Raw genomic sequence first — 20,205 nt, 5'->3', positions numbered from 1 at the left:
TTATAAATATCCAGGCCATGTAGCCTAGGTTAGTGAGGTTTTCTTCAAAATGAGTACCGATACCTGGTACCTTATACTCTTCTTTCTGTGTATTGTCTTTTCCGCTTTTTTTGCCAGCTCTGAAACAGCCTTTATTTCGATCCAGCGGTTCCGCCTGCAAAATATGGTTCAAAGTAAAGTAAAGGGCGCAGACAAGGTCTCGCAGCTGATGGAGAGGCCGGAAAAATTCCTTTCCACTGTACTTTTGGGCAACAACTTTGTAAATACAGCCGCTTCCGCTTTGGGTACTGTTCTGGCGGTTTCTATCTGGGGTAATGAAAGAGGCGTGCTTATCGCCACTGCCGGGGTTACTATTATTTTGCTGGTTTTCGGCGAAACCACCCCCAAAACTCTGGCTACCCAGCATTCTGAAAAAATAGCCTTCGCAGTAGCCCCTGCGGTAGAGGTGATTTCCAAAATATTCGCACCTATAGTAGCTCTGCTTGGCTGGATATCCTCCGGTTTTACCAAGCTCTTCGGCGGCCCTGCCCTTAAAAGTTCCCTGGTGGCCGAAGATGATATCCGTGCTATGATAACTGTCGGCCATAAAGAGGGGACGGTTGAAGAAGATAAAGCGGAGCTTCTGCACAAGGTATTTGAGTTTTCAGACCGGCCGGTCAGGGAAGTGATTGTACCCAGACCGGAAGTGGAAAGCGTGGAAAAAGGCTCAACCCTGAAAGATTTTCTGGATTTATATGCCGAGTCCCCCATGTCACGTTTCCCGGTGTACGAAGACAACATGGATAACGTGCTGGGTATTTTATCTATCAAAGACGTGCTGATGGCACTGGCCAAAGGCACTCATAACCAGCAGGATTTGGTAGATGACCTTATGCGCCCGGCTTATTTTGCTCCTGAAACCAAGCCTATCGGCAAGCTGTTTAACGAGATGCGGGAAAAGAATTTCCGGATGTGTGTGGTGGTAGATGAGTATGGCGGTACGGCCGGTATCGTAAGCCTTTCCCGCCTGATGGAAGAGATAGTAGGGCCGGTGGGTGATGAACTGGCGGAAGCCGAAAAAGACTACGAATCTATAAACGAATACACCTTTCAGGTGGACGGCAGCATGCGGATAGAAGAAGCTAACGCAGAAATGGAACTGGACCTGCCCGAAGGTGATTATGAGACTATTGCCGGTTTGATACTTGACCGCCTGGGATACATACCCAAGCAGGGTCAGCAGATTAAACTTCAAAACCTTAAGGTAGTGATTACCCGTATGAAGGGTATGAAGATTGATGAAGTCCTGATAACAAAGGAAAAGCGTGCAGCGTCTAAGAGTTAGATACCAAAGGGGAGAAAACCTGAAGTTTATTTCTCACCTTGACATAATACGCCTGTGGCAAAGGGTTTTTTACCGGGCCGGGGTAGAACTGGCCTATTCGGAGGGCTTTAACCCTCACCCCCGAATGGCTCTGGCCTCACCCTTGCCGGTGGGGTATACCAGCCGGGCGGAGTTTATGGATTTATATACCTCTGCTGCTGTCAGCCCCCATTATTTTGAAGATTTGATTAACCGCCACCTGCCGGAGGGCGTCAAGATACTTCAAAGCTGCGTTGTTCCCCCCGAACATGACTCACTCCAGGCGCTGGTACGGCAGGCAGAGTATCTGGTAAGCGTAAATACTTCAATGTCTTTGGCGGAATGCCATAAGGCTGTAGATGATTTTATGGCTAAAGACAGCTTCTTGTGGCAGCTGCAGCGTCAGGACAAAGTAAAGGAATATGATTTACGCGCCCAGACAGCTGAACTGGAAGTGGTCTCTCTTTTGGATGGTGTGCTGTGCCTGCGGATGCTGCTTCAGTGTGACAGCAAAGGGGCCGGCCGCCCCGAACAACTCACCAAAGCCCTGGGTATCAGCGAATTTCCTTTGTCAGTGGAGCGTATACGGCTTGTCCTGGAGGCCTGATGCCTGAAGAAGAACTGGCTCTTCCCCCCGAAGATAATCTGAACTCTCCCCCTAAGCTGGATACCCAGCGTCAGCAACAAGCCAGAGAGTACGGCCGTATTGAGCGGCGGTTTACTTATATCCAAGCCCTTATCATTGCCGCAGCCGCATTGGTTTTAATATTCGGCGGGTTATCCGCCTCAGTTGCTGCCCATTTGGTATCTCACCCTGTCTGGGCAGCTGTTATTTACTTTTTGCTGCTGGCGGTTGTTTACGAAATATTCAGTCTGCCGTTTGGTTATTATACCGGGTATATACTGGCTAAACGCTACGGCACTTCCCGACAGACCCGCCGGGCTTTTTTTGCGGATACAGCCAAGTCTTTTCTGATTATGCTGGTGCTGGGTGCGCCTCTGGTTGCGGCGGTATATGCCGTTATGGGTGCATGGCCGGATATCTGGTGGCTGCTGGTCTGGCTGGGATTTTTAGCGGTGAGTTTGGGTATGACCTTTATTGCCCCTGTCTGGCTGATACCCCTTTTCTACCCTATGAAACCGCTTGAAGACGGGCAGCTGAAAGACAGTCTTTTAGAGCTTTGCCGGCGTATAGGCGTATATGTCCGCGGGATATATGTTATAGAGCTGAGTAAGCGCGGAACCGCCGCCAATGCCGCCCTGATGGGTTTGGGGCGTACCAGGCGGATAGTCCTGAGTGATACTATGATAGACCGTTATTCCATACCCGAAATAGAGGTTGTCCTTTCTCATGAGATTGCCCACCAGCAGCATAACGATATGCTCCGTCTTTTTTCTCTTCAGGCGGCAGTCCTGTTCGGGGTGCTGGCGGGGGGCGGGCTAATTTTCAGTTATCTGGGTGATGCGGTGGGGTATAATGGTCTGACAGACCCGGCCGGGCTGCCGCTTATGGGTAGTATCCTGTTTTTTTTGCTGATGGCAGTTGCCCCGCTAATCAGCCTTTTTACCCGCAGGCTGGAAAAGCAGGCAGATGAATTTGCCCTTAATATCAGTAATAATCCTTCGGCCTTCCGGACAGCTATGACCCGCCTGACCAACCAGAATCTGGCTGAGGCTGAACCCTCAAACTGGCTGGAGCGGCTGACCCAGGACCACCCTAACTATACTCAGCGGATTAGTCTGGCAGACGAATTTGAAAAACGCCATAGTGTAGACAGAGGTTAGACATGACCAGAATGTATTTGATTCGCCACGGGGAAACAGACTGGAATAATAAAAGACGGCTGCAGGGCGGGTTAAGTGATACCCCCCTGAATGAAAACGGGCTGCGCCAGACCCGAAATCTGGCACTGCGGCTCAAAGATGAAAAACTGTCTGCCATATACTCCAGCCCGCTCAGCCGGGCCAAAGTGACCGCCGAGGTGATTGCCCTTGAGCACAGCCTTGCCATCAATACCGCACCAGACCTTCGGGAGATAGAGGCGGGTGATTTTGAGGGTATGGACATGGGCAGTGCCAATATGAAGGTTACCGAACTCTTTACCGAACCCCACCCGGAGGGCGGTTTGCCCCGGATTCCGGGCGGTGAATCCCTGACTGATGTCCAGACCCGTGCCTGGCGGGTTATCACCCAAATAGCCGCTGACCATCCTGACCAGAATGTGGCGGTGGTCTGTCACTATTTTGTGATACTGGCGGTTATCTGCAAGGTGCTGGATTTGCCTCTGGAAAAAATGGCCAATTTCAGGCTTCACATTGGCAGTCTGAGTCTGATAGAGTTTAAGGGCAGCCAGGCCTATCTGGCACTCTTTAATGAAAACGTTTTTCATCAGGACAGCCGTTGTATTTGAGAAAATACTTGTTGACGAAGTTTTTAAAAGGCGGGACATACCCTTGGACAACAATGAAATTTTGAGCGAACGGGTAAGCAGATATATAAAACAACAGGGCATGGTGTCAGACGGAGATGAAATCCTGCTGGCGGTTTCTGGCGGGCCTGATTCCGTTTGTATGCTTTACATAATGCATAAACTAAGCTGTGAAATGGGTTTCAGTTTGCGGCTGGCCCATTTGAACCACAGCCTGAGGGGTGAAGAATCCGAGCGTGATGCCGCCTATGTGGCCGAACTGGCGGCTGCTTTGGGTGTACCCCTTTGCCAGCAGAAAGTCAGTGTCAAGGCCTATCAGGCTGAACACCACCTGTCAACTGAAGAAGCCGCCCGCGAAATGCGGTATGCCTTTCTTTGCCGGACTGCTGCTGAGTATGGTTCGGCGGCAGTGGCGGTGGGACACACCACAGATGACAATATTGAAACGGTTATGCTTCATCTGGTACGCGGCAGCGGAACCCGCGGGCTTCAGGGACTTAGGCCTGTTTTAAACCGTACGGTAGCCGGTGAAGGCTGTCTAAGGGTTATCCGCCCTCTGCTTGGCCTCAGCCGGGCTGAAACTCAAAATTACTGCTGCGAAGCCGGGCTTTCACCCGTACAGGACGTAACTAACCAGAGTACAGACCTTTTACGCAACCGTATCCGCCTTGAGGTGCTGCCCATGCTTAGGGGAATTAACCCCGCCTTTGAAGAAACCATACTCCGCACTGCATTTATTGCGGGTGAAGAAATGGCCCTGCTGGACGAAGTGACTTCTCAAATGAAGGCTGAGCTGGTAATCCGGCAGGACAATGTGCTTATGATTGAAAAAATAGAGATGCAGCGGCTTCATCCGGCACTCAAAAGAAACCTGCTTAGGCAGATGCTGGAAGAACTGCTGGGCGGACTGAAGGATATTGAAGCCCGTCATATAGAAAGCATTATCCAGACTCTGGACAAACCTGCCGGACGGCGAATAGACCTGCCTTACAAGCTGGTCTTTCAGGTGGACTATGAACATTATTTGCTGGGCTGGGAGATTGATGAACTCTGTCCGTACCCGCCTTTTCAGGGGGAGTACCGGCTGGGAGTTGGCACTGAAACTATTTTGGACGGCTGGACTGTAAAGACCGAAGTCTTGCCTTCCCCGGTAGGGCTGGATTTAAGTGAAAGTACTCTGGTGGCCTATCTGGATATGGACAAAGCCGGGAGTGACCTGGCTGTCCGCACCCGCACCGAAGGTGACCAGTTTCAGCCGCTGGGCATGGAAGAAGCCAAAAGCCTGAAGGAATTTATGATAGATAATAAAATCCCCCGAAGCTGGCGGGCCAGAGTACCCCTGCTTTTTTCGGGCGCAGAAATACTCTGGCTGGTGGGCTACCGTATCGGCCAGTCTGCCAAGGTAGATGAAAATACCCGCCGGGTGCTTCGGGTGGAATTTAAACTCCAAAATTAAAGCGGTTTGTAAGCCCTTAACCTGAGACTGCTTATCAGGCCGTCCAGTGCGTTGGTTTCAGTATCTTCACCGCTCTGGCAGGATTCGCCTGAACAGCCGCAGCTGCATCCGCAACCTTCATCGTCGTTACAGCAGCTATCTGCGCCATAGGTTTCTTTGGAAAGTAATGTTATGTCAACAAAGCCGGCCTCATTGATGATATCCAGATAATCGTCAAACTGTTCTGCCCCGGCAATACAGCTTATATAGGCAGCGGCAGATTTGCGGACTTCGTCCGGCAGTTCACCTTCCAGTACAATATCAGATATAACTATCCGCCCGCCCGGCTTGAGCACCCGCAGGGCTTCCTTGAAAACGGCAGGCTTGTCCGGTGACAGGTTTATTACGCAGTTGGAGATGATAAGGTCTATGCTGTCTGACTCCAGCGGCAGGTTTTCAATCTCCCCCTGGATAAACTCTACATTGGTATAGCCGCCCTGAAAAGCATTGCGTTTGGCTATAGACAGCATTTGGGGTGTCATGTCAACACCTATTACTTTGCCTTTTGCACCTACCCGCGGGCTTGCCAGAAAGCAGTCAAAGCCGCCGCCTGACCCCAGGTCCAGTACGGTCTCACCCTCTTTTATTTCAGCCAGTGCCAGAGGGTTGCCGCACCCCAGCCCCAGGTTTGCCCCTTCGGGAACGGAGTTTATTTCCTCTTCGGTGTAGCCTGCCTGAAGGCTGGATTCGGCGGCTATGTCAGAATTGCAGCTGCAACAGCTGCAGCCGCTGGCTGGCGAAGCCGCTCTTTCGGCGATATGTCCATATTCGTCACGAACCAGTTTTTTGATGTCTGTCACGGGCTAATTTCCTCCTGCCACTGTCATATTTTTTAAAATAGGGCTGACTATTTCGTTTGCCAGTTCTGAAAATTCGTCTGCTTTGATAAGCAGCAGACAGCAGGGCTTGCCGCCTGAATGGCGGGTGATAGCTGCCAGCTTGTCTCCCGGCTGAATATTCAGTTTGGTGCGGATTTCTTTGGGCAGTACCAGCTGGCCGCGGGCATCTACGCTTAAGATGGCATCTACCCCGCAGCAACATTTTTCTTCCATCTCGGCCTCGCAATAAATCAGAAAAATCAGAATATACTGAATAATACTTCAGGCGGGCTTTTCTGTCAAATAAAAAAGCGGCTGGTTAGAGCCGCTTTAAGCAGTATCACGGGGAATATTAACGCACTTTTTTAAGGCGGGGATTTTGGGATAGACCGGGAATACGTCCCCGCTTGGCTACCGCTTTGCCCGCAATTTCGTGCAGGTCTGCAGTGAAGTCAATGGGGCGGGCGCCGCTTATATAACTGCCTGTGCCGTAGCCGTCTACCGGGGCGTTATTCTCTGCGAAGTAGCGGATACGTTCCGGGGTAAGGCCGCCGGAAACGAATATCTTGACGTGATTGTGTCCGGCCATATCCAGATTAGCCCGCACTTCTTTAACCAGGTCAGCCGTGACCCTGCCTCTCTCAAAGGGGGTGTCCAGTCTGACACTGTCCAGCCTTTGTCCCATGGCTTCGGCTACCCGCAGGCTTTCTTCCACCTCGTCCTTGAAGGTGTCCACCAGAGCTACTCTGGGTACTTGGGGCGGCATGTGTTTGTCAAAGGCCAGGGTAGCTTTCAGGGTATCACCCATAACCAGTATCAGGGAATGGGGAATAGTGCCCGAAGGGCTGATGCCCCAGAGGCGCGCCCCTTCAATAGACGAACAGCCTTTGCACCCGCCTATCATGGCGGCATAATCCATCCGTCCGGCAACCAGCGGGTGAATATGGCGGGCACCAAAACTGGTAACGGGTATATCCCCGGCCGCTTCAACACATTCACGGGCGGCGGTTGCCCAGCCTGTGCCGGATGCCAGCATACCCAAATAAACAGTCTCGTAAAGACCGAAGCTCAGGTAAGGAGCTTTGATACGCATCACAACTTCCTTGGCGGAAATCTGGTCGCCATCTTCCAAAGCCCATATTTCACCCTCACCCGCCGGTAATACCGCCTGCAGAAGCTCTACAGCCTCGCTCAGGCCGCACAGAATACCGGGGCGGGTGGTAAATACTTCCATTACCGTCTCCGGGTTCTGGTTTTCCTTAGCCAGTATTTCCACCGTACGGGCAAAATAAATATCAGTGGTATCACCTGAGAGCAGGTTCCCGGGTATATTGAACTTCGGTTTAACAGGCATAATTCCTCCGGTTCTTTCTAATGGCGGAAGTGGCGGGTACCGGTAAATACCATAGCTATATTGTACTTGTTGGCAGCGTCAATAGATTCCTGGTCACGGATAGAACCGCCCGGCTGGATAATGGCGGTTACTCCGGCGGCAGCCGCCTGTTCAACGCTGTCAGGGAAGGGAAACATGGCATCTGAGGCCATGACACTGCCCTTTGAGGCCTCACCGGCCTTGCTCTTGGCAATGTCTACGCTGACTACTCGGTTGGGTTGCCCTGCGCCCATTCCCAGCAGGACTTTATTTTTAGCCAGGACAATGGCGTTTGATTTAATATGCTTGACTGCCCGCCAGGCGAATTTCAAATCTGCCATTTCCTCAGCGGTGGGTGCCCGGTTGGTGGCTACCTTGGTCTGAAGGGCCTCTTCGGCCAGTTCATCAGCCGCCTGCACCAGCAGCCCGCCTTTTACCCGGCGGTAATCCAGCGAAGCGGCCTTGTTTTCCGCATGTTTGGGCAGTTCGGCTATGAGTATACGCAAATCCTTGCGGGTTTTAAGGAATTCCAGTGCCTCCGGTTCGTATTCGGGGGCAATGATGATTTCATAAAAGACACCCTTCATGGCTTCGGCCATGGACAGTGTCACTTTGCGGTTGGAGGCTACTATACCGCCGTAAGCCGAAACGGGGTCACCCGAAAAGGCCTTCTTGTAGGCTTCGGCAATGTTTTCGTCACTGGCCAGACCGCAGGTATTGGTATGCTTGACTATGGCTACTGTGGCAGCCGCAAAGTCAGTGGCGGCTCCCCAGGCGGCGTCTGCGTCCAGAATATTGTTAAAGGAAAGCTGTTTGCCCCAGACCTGCTGCGCCCAGGTAATGCCGCTGTCCTGCCCTTGTCCAACCCTGTTTTCAGCATAGAAAACAGCCGGCTGGTGGGGGTTTTCACCGTAACGCAGGTCATAGCGTTTGGAAAGGGCTATGGTCATATTTTCGGGGAAACCCTCTTCTCCCTGCCAGAGGTACTGGGAGATGGCCGTATCATACATGGCTACGTGCTGGAAGGCCTTTTGGGCCAGTTTCTTGCGTTCGTCAAGGCTCAGAGTGCCTGCCTGAAGGTGTTCCAGTACACGGGAGTAATCCTGAGGGTCTACCACCACAATCACACTGGGGAAGTTCTTGGCGGAAGCCCGTATCATGGTAGGTCCGCCGATATCAATATTCTCCAGTGCATCAGTCAGGCTTACATCCGGCCGGGAAACAGTCTTGACAAAGGGGTAGAGATTGACTACCACCATGTCAATGGGTTGGATATGGTGTTCTTCCAGTTCGGCCATATGTTCGGGCAGGTCACGCCGGGCCAGTATGCCGCCGTGTACCTTGGGATGCAAAGTTTTGACCCGTCCGTCCAGTATTTCAGGCGAACCGGTCATGTCCGAAATGCCGTGAACGGTTACATTTGCCTGCTGGAGTGATTTCTTGGTTCCGCCGGTGCTGTATATATCAAAACCCAGTTCTGACAAGCCTTTGGCGAATTCGATAAGACCGGTTTTATCTGAGACGCTCAGGATAGCCCTCATGACAATCCCTCCTTATGTTAAATAAATTTATTTTTACCAGGTGCATAAATATATTTGCGGCAAGCTGCTCTTGGCAGCTATGCCCGTATAGTCTGTGAAAAAGCTGCCTCTGGAAAGAATCCCGGCTGCTTATTCAATTATTACCTGCACTCCGCTTTGGCGGGCTGCAATCTCCCCGATTACTTTTGCTTCCGGCAGATTTTGCATTATCAGAGCGGCCTCTTCGCTGCCGGCTATAATCACCATGCCTATACCCATATTAAACACGTGGAACATCTCTTCGCGGTCTATTCCCCCGGTTTTCTGGATAAGCTGGAGGAGGGGCGGTATTTCCCAGTTTTTAGTTTCAAAACGGGCGGATACATCTTCGGGCAGTGTCCTGGGGACATTGTCTGTCAGGCCTCCGCCGGTTATGTGGGCCAGCCCTTTTATGAGGGGGAGGTTGGGCTTTATTTCTTTCAGATAACTGCGGTGAGGCACCAGCAGGGCTTCGCCTGCGGTTTGCCCCAGTTCGGGATAATATTTATCCAGAGCTTCGCGGCTTTCGCCCAGAACTTTGCGTGCCAGCGAATAACCGTTGGTGTGGAGTCCGTTTGAAGCCAGACCCAAAATGACATCTCCCGGTTTGATACCCCGGTTGATAAGCATATTTTCCTTTTCAACTACCCCTACGATAAAGCCGGCCAAATCATAATCTTCCCCGTGGTAAAGGCCGGGCATTTCGGCCGTTTCTCCGCCGATAAGGGCGCAGCCCGCCTCTAGACAGGCGGTAGACAGTCCCTTGACAATGTCGGCTATTTTTTCAGGCGAAAGTTTGCCCATGGCTATGTAATCAAGGAAAAAGATTGGTTCAGCCCCGGAGGTCAGTATATCATTGACAGAGTGGTTGACAATGTCAATGCCTATAGTGTCATGTTTATTCAGCACCCCGGCCAGTTTCAGTTTGGTGCCTACTCCATCACAACTGGAAACCAGCACCGGGTTTTTGTAGCCTTTGAATTCGTACATTCCGCCGAAAAATCCCGGCCCGGCCAGTACCTGGGAGCCCAAAGTGGCTTTGGCGTACTGCTTGATGAGTTCTTTTGATTTTGAGGCGGAATTTATATCTACTCCTGCCCCGGCATATGTATCTTTGATGTGCCCACCTCTCAAATTGTGGTAACTAAGATTATCAGAAATAGCTATCAACTGCAAAGAAAAAACACCGCCGAAGGTATAAAACTTCGGGCGGTGTTAAATCCGGAATAACTCCCTGCGGGGGGAGGATTAGCTGCCGGGTGATGGCATCTGGCAGCAGTTGCCGCGCTGGTTGCCGAGTGCAAATTTATCCATCTCCAGCTGAACCGGCAGGGCGTATTCGCCGGTGAAACAGGCCAGGCAGAAGTTATCTTTGGGCAGCCCCACTGCCTTTATAAGGCCGGGCAGGCTGAGGTAACCAAGTGAATCTGCCCCTATGTATTTCTGTATCTCAGGCACGCTCATTTTAGCGGCAATAAGCTCCGAACGGGTGGCCATGTCTACCCCGAAGAAACAGGGGTTGGTTATGGGCGGGGCGCATACCCTCATATGTACTTCTTTGGCACCGGCTTTGCGCAGCAGGCGGATAACCTGGGGGGTGGTAGTCCCGCGGACTATGCTGTCATCTACCAGTACTACCCGCTTGTCTTCCAGAACACTCCTCAGGGGGTTGAACTTGAGCTTTACTCCCAGGTCGCGAAGGTGCTGGTCAGGCTGAATAAATGTCCGCCCCATGTAGCGGTTTTTAATAAGGCCTTCGGCCGGGGGTATGCCTGAATTTATAGCATAACCTATACCGGCTGCTGTAGCGGAGTCAGGTACGCCTATCACCAAATCCGCTTCTACCGGGTACTCTCTGGCCAGCTCTGCCCCCATAGCCTGGCGGGCGGAATATAAAAGCTGCCCGTCTATCTGGCTGTCAGGGCGGGCAAAATAAATAAATTCAAATATGCACAAAGCCCGGCGGGAAATCGGCTGTTTGAAACTGGTTACCCCGTTTTCATTTATAGCCAGAATTTCACCCGGCTCTATTTCGCGTATGAAATCAGCCCCGATATGGTCAAGGGCACAGCTTTCGGAAGCAACTACGTAACCCCCTTGAATTTTGCCCAGGCACAGGGGGCGGACACCCAGCGGGTCACGCATGGCGTAGAGGGTGTCTTTGGTCATAATAGTGCAGGAAAAAGCCCCTTTAAGGCGGTTCATGGCATAGCGTATCCGTTTGACCCAGTCAGTTTCAACTGCTGACAGGATAAGCTGGCCGATTATTTCGGTATCTGTAGAGCTTTTAAAAACATATCCCTGAGAGCTTAGTTCGGCATTCAGGGCTTCTGAATTAACTATATTGCCGTTATGGGCTATGGCCATAACGTTGTCGCCTTGGCCCATCAGAAATGGCTGGGCGTTTATCTGCTGGCTTGAACCGGTGGTGGAATAACGGTTATGCCCTATGGCAATATGTCCGCCCAGTTTGCGGAGTATATCTTCAGTAAAGATATGGGAGACCAGACCCATCTGGGAATAAAGCTTAAGTTCCCGCCCGTCAGATGTAGAAATACCTGAGCTTTCCTGTCCCCTGTGCTGCAAGGCAAACAGGGCGAAAAATGTGAGCCGGGCTACATCCTGACCGGGGGCAAATACACCGAAAATGCCGCAAGATTCATGCAAAGTAGACAGCCTCTTTATATCTGAGTGACAGCTTTTTATTATACGCCAAGCTTTGAAACGGGTCAATTTAAAGGGTAATACGAACCTCTTAAAAACCAAACAGGCGGGTTAAGCCGAAATATCCGGCATAACAGATGGCAGTGCATTTTATAAATTTGCCGGCCAGTGAAATCAGCATAAATTTGCGGATACCGAAATTTACCGCTCCGGCAGCCAAAGTCATGGGGTAGAAAAAAGGGTTGATAATGGCTGAAAGGATGAAGACCATGAGCGAACCCCGCCTTTCCATCAGCCGTATCATTTTGCAGTAGAGGCGGTTTAGTTTGCTGCCTGAATCTGACCCGGCCAGGCTGGATTTGCCGGAGTAGCCGGTCATGTAAATGGAGAAGCCGCCCAAGGCTTCGGCTAAACTGGCTACTATTCCAGCAAAAAGGGGCCCCAGTATCGGCTCCCCCACCGGCGGGGGCAAAACACCCCCCAGAGTAAACTGGACAGCCAGCATAGGCACCGGGACAATGGAAATGGAGCTGCCCAGAAAGCTGATGGCAAACATGCCTATATAGCCGTAACCGGCCAGGTCCTGAATAATATCCCGGCGGATAATAAGCCAGACCGAAAGGGCAATACTGATAATTATCACCAGAATGCCGAGCCAAATCCCCCATCTTTTAAACCAAGCACGGGTTTTCAGCTCGGCACCGGTTTCATATATTGAGATGTCTTCTTCGGGCAGATCCACTATCCAAGGCCTTCCTGGTATCAGGCGGCCTTCTGGCTGAAACTCAGGGCTTCATCCGCCTTGTCCACCAGTATTGTAGCATTTTCGCTGAACTCATTGCGAAGCAGCTTGTCAGCCAGCGGGCTTTCTATGTATCTTTCAATGGCCCTGCGAAGGGGTCTGGCACCAAAGGCCGGGTCATAACCCACCTTGGCCAGCCAGCCTTTGGCGGCATCGGTCAGCTCCAGCTTGAGTTTGCGTTCTTCAAGCCGTTTGGAAACATCTTTTATTATGAAATCCACTATCTGGCGTATCTGTTCTTCGGCCAGCTCATGGAAGACAATTATTTCGTCTACCCGGTTGATAAACTCCGGGCGGAAGGTCTTTTTAACCTCGGCCATGACCTTGTCTTTCATGCGTTCATAGCCGTCATGGCGGGTTTTGGAGTCATCAGTCCTGACGGCAAAACCCAGGGCAGATTCGCGTTTGATAGTTTCTATGCCTGCGTTGGAGGTCATAATGATAACCGTGTTTTTAAAGTCCACCGTTCTGCCCTGCCCGTCTGTCAGGCGGCCGTCATCCAGCAGCTGGAGCAGGGTGTTGTATACATCCGGGTGGGCTTTTTCAATTTCGTCCAGCAGGATAACCCGGTACGGGCGGCGGCGAACCAGTTCAGTCAGCTGCCCGCCTTCGTCGTAGCCCACGTATCCGGGGGGAGCACCTACCAGACGGGAAACAGTGTGTTTTTCCTGATATTCGGACATGTCCAGCCTGACCATGGCGGTTTCGTCATCAAACAAAAACCAGGCTAAGCTGCGGGCAAGTTCGGTTTTGCCAACCCCGGTCGGGCCTAAGAACAAAAAGCTGCCGATGGGACGGCGCGGGTCTTTAAGACCGGCCCGGCTGCGGCGGATAGCTTCGGCTACGGCTTTTACCGCTTCCTCCTGGTCTACCATACGCTCGTGGATGCGGTCTTCCATATTCAGCAGTTTGGAAGCCTCACCTTCCAGCATCTGGCTGACCGGTATGCCGGTCATAGACGAAACCAAGGTGGTAATCTGTTCGGCGGTTACTTCTTCGGCTATTTTCTCCTGTTTCAGCCAATCCTCGCGGGCAGTGTTGAATTTTTCCTCAAGACGCATCTTTTCAGCCTTGAGTTCAGCCGCTTTTTCGTATTCCTGAAGCTGGGAGGCGGCCTCTTCCTCAATGCCTGCCTGGCGGAGTTCATCTTCCAGTTTTTTTACTTCCGGCGGGGCGCTTTCGCTGTCCAGCCGGAGTTTACTGGCTGCCTCGTCAATAAGGTCTATCGCCTTGTCCGGCAGCTGGCGTTCGGTTATATAGCGGCTGGACAGTCTGGCGGCTGCCTCCAGAGCGGCGTCAGTTATTTTCAGTTTATGGTGGGCTTCGTATTTGGGTCTGATGCCCTTTAATATTTCAATAGTCTGTTCAACTGTAGGCTCGTCTACAAACACCGGCTGGAAACGGCGCTCCAGAGCGGTATCTTTCTCAATATATTTGCGGTAGTCATCCAGAGTGGTAGCCCCTATTGTCTGAAGTTCACCTCTGGCCAAAGCCGGTTTGAGCATATTTGAGGCATCTATAGCTCCCTCAGCCGCTCCCGCCCCGACTACGGTATGGATTTCGTCTATGAAAAGGATAATCTCTCCGGCGGATTGGCGCACCTCGTCCATGACCGCTTTGAGGCGTTCTTCAAACTCTCCGCGGAACTTGCTTCCGGCAACCAGAGCGCCCATATCCAGGGCCATTACCTTGCGGTCACGCAGGGATTCGGGTACGTCATTATCCGCAATTTTCTGGGCAACCCCTTCGGCAATGGCAGTTTTGCCCACGCCCGCTTCACCCACAATCACCGGGTTGTTTTTGGTGCGGCGGGAGAGTATTTGCATAACCCGGCGGATTTCCTGGTCACGGCCTATTACCGGGTCTATTTTGCCCTGTTTGGCCAGTTCGGTAAGGTCGCGGCTGTATTTGGCCAGTGCCCGGTATTTGCTTTCGGCTCTGGCATCGGTCACCCTGTGTCCGCCCCGTATTTTTTGGAGGGCGGAATAAACTTTTTCCTGGTCAATACCAAACTGCTTCAAAATTCGGGCAGATTCTCCCTGGGTATCTCCGGCAATGGCCACCAGCAAATGTTCCGTGCCGATAAACTCGTCCCGCAGGCGCTCTGCTTCGTTGTTGGCGGTTTGCAGCAGGTTTATAATACGGGGGGTGGGGTATATCTGGATATTGCCGCCTACCGCTTTGGGCGAACGCTTTAAAGAGTCCACCAGCTGCTTGGTTATTTCCTCTGAGCTTACTTTAAGTTCTTTTAGTATTTCACCCACCAGCCCCTTTTCCTGACGGATAAGGGCCAGCAGCACATGTTCAACGTCCCATTGGCTGTGCTGGTATTCCTGCACCAGCATCTGTGAAGCACTGAGGGCTTCCTGGGCTTGTTCGGTAAATTTTTCCTGTCTCACGGGTTTACTCCTCTCTGAGTAATTGTATTTCTTCCCTCAGGGCTTCGTTTTCGGATATAAGCTCCTGAATGCGGTTACGCATGTTTAAGATTACTTCAACCCCGGCCATATTTATACCCAAATCATCCAGCAGGGTTTTGGCCAGTTTCAGCCGTTCAATATCCTGCTCCGAGTATAATCTTATCCTGCCCTGCGAACGGAAAGGCTTGATAATGCCCACCCTTTCGTAATACCGCAGGGTATAAGTCTGCATACCCAGTATTTCGGCAGCTACTGAGATTACATAACGGGGCTGGTTTGCATTTTCCATAAATATCTCCCTTTAACTGTCCGGCCTAAGCTGGCGCAGTTTTTCAAAAAGGTCTCTTTCAGCGGCGGTAAGTTTTTCCGGCAGCACAATGTTGATTTTGGCCAGTAAATCCCCGCTGCCGTCTTTGCCTAAGTGGGGGATGCCCTGCCCTTTTAAGCGGAAAGTCCGCCCGTTCTGGGTTTCGGCCGGTATTTTCAAGGCTAGTTTGCCTTTGAGTGCGGGGACAAATATCTCCCCGCCCAGCATGGCGGTAGTCAGGTTTACCGGTACGTTTACCGTCAGGTCATCATCCTTGCGTTCAAATCTATCATTGGGGCGGACATGTATCCGGAGGAATAGGTCACCCCTTTGTCCACCCGATTGTCCATACCCGCCCTTGCCTGCCAAACGGATTTTGGAGTCATTTTTAACCCCGGCCGGTATTTTGACTTCCAGTCTTTCAATCCCCGGATTTATACCTGTACCCTGGCAGGTGGGGCAGACCTTTTTATCTTTTGCCCCGCTGCCTCCGCAGGTCTCGCAGGGTTTTTGCATCTGGAAACTTAGCAGACGGCTGGTGCCGCTGGCGGCTTCTTCCAGCGAAATGTCTACGGGTTGTTCAATGCTTTGTCCAGGCTGGGGGCGGCTTCGGCGCCCGCCCATACGGCCACCCAGCATCTGGCTCAAAATATCTTCAAACCCGCCGCCTTCGCTGCCGCCAAAGCTGAAATCATACCCCCCAAAGGGGTTGCCCTGGGTTTGCTGCTGGCTGGCCCGGGCTTTTTCAAACTGTTCGCCATACTGCCACTGGTCACCATACTTGTCATACTTGGCCCGGTTTTCAGGGTTGTTAAGTACTTCATAAGCCTGGTTAATCTTCTTGAAGGTTTCTTCAGCCGTCTTATCTCCCGGATTCAAATCCGGGTGGTACTTGCGGGCAAGCTTGCGGTATGCCTTCTTGATTTCGTCTGCGCTGGCGGTTTTGGCTACGCCCAGTGTTTCGTATAAGTTTTTTTCATTAGCCATACAATTCCCCCTGGGAAATACCTATTTTCTATTATATTATGGTGGTATGAATAATGTCAACAATATATTATTAAAGTTAATAAAACAGTATCAATACAGTTTAAGAAAAGCGGCTTTTCCATGTATATATAATGTTGACAAGCCTAAGGCACATCCTTATAATAAAAACGATTTAATGAATCAGACTTCTGCTTTGTCTATCCGTTTTCAAATTTATGGCAAAGGTTCGAAATTTGCCTTTCTATTTTACTCTCATCTTATCAAGTCTTAGCAGGTTATTATGTCAAAATTTGTTTTTGTAACTGGCGGTGTGGTTAGTTCTGTAGGCAAGGGCATTACCGTTGCCTCACTGGGAAATATTCTTAAAAGCCGGGGACTGAGTGTTTCGGTTCAAAAGCTTGACCCCTATTTGAATGTAGACCCCGGTACCATGTCACCCTATCAGCACGGCGAGGTTTTTGTAACCCAGGACGGGGCGGAAACAGACCTTGATTTGGGCAGCTATGAACGCTTTATAGATATTGAGCTTACCGCTGACTCCACTGTCACCTCCGGCCAGGTATATTCCGAAGTTATAAATAAAGAGCGCCGGGGTGATTATCTGGGGGGGACTATACAGGTTGTACCCCATGTCACCCAGGAGATAAAGGCCAGAATACAGCGTCTGGCAGACCGTTCCAAAGCGGATGTGGTAATAGTGGAAGTGGGCGGTACTGTCGGTGATATTGAGGGTCAGCCCTTTCTGGAAGCTATCCGCCAGATGCGCAATGATATGGGGCGGGATAATGTTATTTATATTCACGTAACCCTGCTTCCTTATATACAGTCCACCCAGGAGCTTAAAACCAAGCCCACCCAGCACAGTGTTAACGAGCTGAGGCGGATAGGTATCCAGCCGGATATAATAGTCTGCCGGGCAGATTATCCTATATCCGAAGGTATCCGGGACAAACTTTCTTTGTTCTGTGATGTGGAACGCAAGGCAGTTATCTTTATGCCTACTGTTTCCACTATATATGAAGTCCCCCTGAAGCTGGAGTCTGAGGGTGTGGGTGATTTGCTGGTCAGCCGCCTTCACCTGAATGCTTCCCCGTCTGACCTTAGTATCTGGCGCGGGCTGGTGGAAAAAATTAAAGAACCTACCCCAGCGGTCAGGATTGCTCTGGTCGGCAAATACGTAGAGCTGAAAGATGCCTATTATTCAGTCCGTGAGTCCCTGTGTCATGCCGCCATTCATAACGGGCGTGATATCCAGATAGACTGGGTGTATGCTGAAGATATTGAGAAAAACGGCCCTGAGGAATATTTAAAACACGTTCAGGGCATTATTATACCCGGCGGGTTCGGCATCAGGGGTATTGAGGGCATGATAACCGCCGTAAAGTATGCCCGTGAAAACGGCATACCCTATCTGGGTTTGTGTCTGGGCATGCAGGTCATGGTGATAGAGTTTGCCCGGCACGTGCTTCAGTCTGACAAAGCCCACTCAACCGAATTTGAGCCGGATTCCCCTTACCCGGTTATTGACCTGTTGCCGGAGCAACGGGGGGTGGATTCCAAAGGCGGTACTATGCGTCTGGGCAATTATCCTTGTGTAATTCAGCCCGGTACTATGGCCGGACAGGCTTACGGCAACAAGCTGATAAATGAACGTCACCGTCACCGTTTTGAGTTCAATAATGATTACCGTGATACCCTTTCCAAAGCCGGTATGGTATTCAGCGGACTGTCTCCTGACGGCAAGCTGGTAGAGATTTGCGAAGTTTCAGGACACCCGTTTATGGTCGGTTCGCAGTTTCACCCGGAGTTTCTTTCACGGCCAAACCGTCCCCACCCCCTGTTCCGTGAATTTATAAATGCTGCCAAAAAGGTTATAAGAGATGGTGAGCAGCCTTCTTTGCCGCTTTCGCCCTGAAATAAGGGCATAAATATAAATTGGTCCTGAGGTAGAAATGCGTATTTTTCTGGATACCGCTAATATTGAAGAGATTAAAAAAGGCCTGAAACTGGGAGTGGTGAGCGGTGTGACCACCAATCCCACTCTGGTTGCCAAAGAAGGCATCAGTGATTATAAATCCGTAGTACAGCAGATATGTGCCTTGCTGCCGGAGGGTGATGTCTCTGCCGAAATTACGGCTGAAGACCCCGCCGAAATGCTCAAGCAGGCCCGCGAGATAGCTAAATGGGCACCCAACGTGGTGGTCAAAATACCCGCCACCGCCGAAGGGCTGGAGATTATTTCCAAGCTGAGCAAAGAGGGTGTCCGCTTCAATATGACCCTCTGTTTCTCGGTCAACCAGGCTTTGCTGGGGGCTTTGGCCGGTGCGGCCTTTGTCAGCCCGTTTGTGGGCAGGCTGGATGATGCCGGGCATGACGGCATGATGCTTATAAATGATATTGTCAGTATATATAAGGAATACGGCTTTGAAACCCAGGTGATTGCCGCCAGTATCCGCCACCCGCTTCATTGCACTCAGGCGGCCCAGACCGGTGCCGGTATTGCCACCGTACCTTACAAGGTGCTGATGCAGATGATGCAGCATCCGCTGACAGATTCGGGTATTGCCCGTTTCATGGCTGACTGGAAAAGTGTCCAGAAGTAATATTTAAGGTTGTTTATCACAGGTGCTTCCTTTATATATAGAAACTAAAATACAGATAACTCGTTGTAGATAGGGGGTGAGACACAATGGAAATCGGGCAATTTGAGCTGAGTGAACTTGAGAAGAAGACTCGTGAAGAGCTTCTGGATATTGCCAAGGAAATGGGTGTAAACGGGGTTACTGCCCTTAAAAAGCAGGATTTGGTGATGCGCCTTATTCAGGTGTATACCGAATCACAGGGGAATGTATTCTGTTCGGGTATTCTGGAAATAATGCCGGACGGATACGGCTTTCTGCGCCAGGCATCTTTACTGCCCAGTTCGTCAGACATATATGTGTCTCAGTCCCAGATACCGCCGTTTCGGTCTTCGTACCGGTGACATGGTAATAGGGCAGGGACGCCCTGCCAAGCCGGGTGAAAAATATTACAGTCTTCTGCGGGTGGAAGCCATCAATGACCTTAACCCTGAAATGGCCAAACGCCGCCCCAATTTTGGTGCTTTAGTTCCCACTTTCCCTGACCGCCTTATAAACCTGGAAACTACGCCGCACGAACTTGCCACCCGCCTTATAAACCTGATAGCCCCCATCGGCCGGGGACAGCGCGGCCTTATCGTTTCCCCGCCCAAAGCCGGCAAGACCACCATTTTGAAAAATATAGCCAATGCAACCGCTACCAATTATAACGATATACATATAATGGTAGTCCTTATAGGTGAACGCCCTGAGGAAGTAACCGATATGCGCCGCCACGTACGGGGTGAAGTTATGGCCGCCACCTTTGACGAACCGGTGGAAAACCAGACCCGGGTAGCCGAACTGGCACTGGAACGGGCAAAGCGTATGGTGGAAAGCGGCAAAGACGTCTTTATCCTGCTGGACGGTATTACCCGCCTTACCCGTGCCTACAATCTGGCCATGCCTTCATCAGGCCGCACCCTTTCTGGCGGTATTGACCCGGTCGCCCTCCACCCCGCCAAGAAATTCTTCGGGGCTGCCCGCAATACCGAAGAGGGCGGTTCGCTTACCATCATTGCCACCTGTCTGGTAGAAACCGGCAGCCGCATGGATGACCTTATTTACGAAGAATTCAAAGGCACCGGCAACATGGAACTTCATCTGGAGCGCCGCCTGGCCGAACGCCGTGTCTTCCCTGCCCTGGACATCTCCCGTTCAAGCACCCGCCGTGAGGAACTCCTGCTGGGTGAAAACTACAAGCAGGTACAGCTTTTGCGGAGGATGGTGGCTATCATCGCTGATGACGCCAACCACTATACAGAGGTTAACGAGCGCGTGCTGGACCGCCTGCGCCGCTCCAAGAATAATGCTGACTTCCTGGCTAACCTCCAGAAAGAAATGTAAACCAAAAGGGATAAAAAATATTTTTGAACGTAAAGTACCTGAAAA

General features: G+C 51.3%; 17 protein-coding genes and 1 pseudogene. 8 read left to right on the top strand and 10 right to left on the bottom strand.

Features of this window, described 5'->3' with window-relative positions:
• Positions 1–49: 49 nt before the first annotated feature.
• From DET_RS07295 to tilS, 5 genes are read left to right on the top strand one after another with little or no spacing between them, the layout of a single operon-like run.
• Positions 50–1,324, top strand: a complete 1,275-nt coding sequence (locus DET_RS07295; RefSeq protein ID WP_010937110.1) for an HlyC/CorC family transporter — start codon at positions 50–52, stop codon at positions 1,322–1,324.
• Positions 1,305–1,949, top strand: coding sequence for a TIGR03936 family radical SAM-associated protein (locus DET_RS07290; RefSeq protein WP_010937109.1), 645 nt, complete (start codon positions 1,305–1,307; stop codon positions 1,947–1,949). The genes DET_RS07295 and DET_RS07290 overlap by 20 nt, the downstream gene beginning before the upstream one ends.
• Complete coding sequence (locus tag DET_RS07285) at positions 1,949–3,127, top strand: M48 family metallopeptidase (RefSeq protein ID WP_010937108.1); 1,179 nt, start codon at positions 1,949–1,951, stop codon at positions 3,125–3,127. Before DET_RS07290 ends, DET_RS07285 begins: the two co-directional genes overlap by 1 nt.
• Positions 3,128–3,129: 2 nt before the next feature.
• Positions 3,130–3,753: a histidine phosphatase family protein gene (locus tag DET_RS07280; protein ID WP_010937107.1), complete on the top strand. Its 624-nt coding sequence runs from the start codon at positions 3,130–3,132 to the stop codon at positions 3,751–3,753.
• Positions 3,754–3,796: 43 nt separating this feature from the next.
• Positions 3,797–5,227 carry a tRNA lysidine(34) synthetase TilS gene (gene tilS, locus DET_RS07275; protein WP_041223478.1) on the top strand — a complete coding sequence of 477 codons (1,431 nt, stop codon included), beginning with the start codon at positions 3,797–3,799 and terminating at the stop codon, positions 5,225–5,227.
• On the opposite strand, the gene DET_RS07270 is transcribed toward tilS, so the two are convergent.
• From DET_RS07270 to DET_RS07215, 10 genes are all read right to left on the bottom strand, one after another.
• Positions 5,224–6,066: an arsenite methyltransferase gene (locus DET_RS07270; protein WP_010937105.1), complete on the bottom strand. Its 843-nt coding sequence runs from the start codon at positions 6,064–6,066 to the stop codon at positions 5,224–5,226. The two genes, tilS and DET_RS07270, sit on opposite strands and share 4 nt — an antisense overlap.
• Positions 6,067–6,069: 3 nt before the next feature.
• Entirely contained in the window at positions 6,070–6,318 is a 249-nt protein-coding gene (hgcC, locus tag DET_RS07265; RefSeq protein WP_010937104.1) for an HgcAB-associated protein HgcC, read from the bottom strand.
• A gap of 118 nt (positions 6,319–6,436) precedes the next feature.
• A complete protein-coding gene (locus DET_RS07260; RefSeq protein ID WP_010937103.1) occupies positions 6,437–7,438 on the bottom strand; it encodes a nicotinate phosphoribosyltransferase in 1,002 nt (333 codons plus the stop codon).
• A 17-nt stretch (positions 7,439–7,455) separates the two neighbouring features.
• Positions 7,456–8,997, bottom strand: coding sequence for a bifunctional phosphoribosylaminoimidazolecarboxamide formyltransferase/IMP cyclohydrolase (purH, locus tag DET_RS07255; RefSeq protein WP_010937102.1), 1,542 nt, complete (start codon positions 8,995–8,997; stop codon positions 7,456–7,458).
• Between the two features lie 129 nt (positions 8,998–9,126).
• Positions 9,127–10,149: a phosphoribosylformylglycinamidine cyclo-ligase gene (purM, locus tag DET_RS07245; protein WP_010937101.1), complete on the bottom strand. Its 1,023-nt coding sequence runs from the start codon at positions 10,147–10,149 to the stop codon at positions 9,127–9,129.
• A gap of 114 nt (positions 10,150–10,263) precedes the next feature.
• Positions 10,264–11,682, bottom strand: coding sequence for an amidophosphoribosyltransferase (gene purF / locus DET_RS07235; RefSeq protein ID WP_010937100.1), 1,419 nt, complete (start codon positions 11,680–11,682; stop codon positions 10,264–10,266).
• A gap of 88 nt (positions 11,683–11,770) precedes the next feature.
• On the bottom strand, positions 11,771–12,424 hold the full coding sequence (locus tag DET_RS07230) for a VTT domain-containing protein (RefSeq protein ID WP_041223406.1): 654 nt from the start codon (positions 12,422–12,424) through the stop codon (positions 11,771–11,773).
• 17 nt (positions 12,425–12,441) lie between these two features.
• Positions 12,442–14,880, bottom strand: coding sequence for an ATP-dependent Clp protease ATP-binding subunit (locus DET_RS07225; RefSeq protein ID WP_010937098.1), 2,439 nt, complete (start codon positions 14,878–14,880; stop codon positions 12,442–12,444).
• Between the two features lie 4 nt (positions 14,881–14,884).
• The gene (locus DET_RS07220; protein WP_010937097.1) at positions 14,885–15,190 is read right to left on the bottom strand and encodes a MerR family transcriptional regulator; all 306 of its coding nucleotides are present in this window, start codon (positions 15,188–15,190) and stop codon (positions 14,885–14,887) included.
• Between the two features lie 12 nt (positions 15,191–15,202).
• Positions 15,203–16,195: a DnaJ C-terminal domain-containing protein gene (locus DET_RS07215; RefSeq protein ID WP_010937096.1), complete on the bottom strand. Its 993-nt coding sequence runs from the start codon at positions 16,193–16,195 to the stop codon at positions 15,203–15,205.
• A 280-nt stretch (positions 16,196–16,475) separates the two neighbouring features.
• Here DET_RS07215 and DET_RS07210 point away from each other — a divergent pair, with 280 nt between their 5' ends.
• From DET_RS07210 to rho, 3 genes and pseudogenes are all read left to right on the top strand, one after another.
• The gene (locus DET_RS07210) at positions 16,476–18,110 is read left to right on the top strand and encodes a CTP synthase (RefSeq protein ID WP_010937095.1); all 1,635 of its coding nucleotides are present in this window, start codon (positions 16,476–16,478) and stop codon (positions 18,108–18,110) included.
• Positions 18,111–18,147: 37 nt separating this feature from the next.
• Positions 18,148–18,798, top strand: a complete 651-nt coding sequence (gene fsa, locus DET_RS07205) for a fructose-6-phosphate aldolase (protein WP_010937094.1) — start codon at positions 18,148–18,150, stop codon at positions 18,796–18,798.
• Between the two features lie 86 nt (positions 18,799–18,884).
• Positions 18,885–20,160: pseudogene (gene rho / locus DET_RS07200) on the top strand (transcription termination factor Rho).
• Positions 20,161–20,205 lie beyond the last annotated feature (45 nt).

The organism is Dehalococcoides mccartyi 195, from assembly GCF_000011905.1.
GTDB lineage: Bacteria > Chloroflexota > Dehalococcoidia > Dehalococcoidales > Dehalococcoidaceae > Dehalococcoides > Dehalococcoides mccartyi.
Note: the sequence above shows the minus strand (reverse complement) of the source record. Positions and strands in the feature narration are given on the sequence as shown.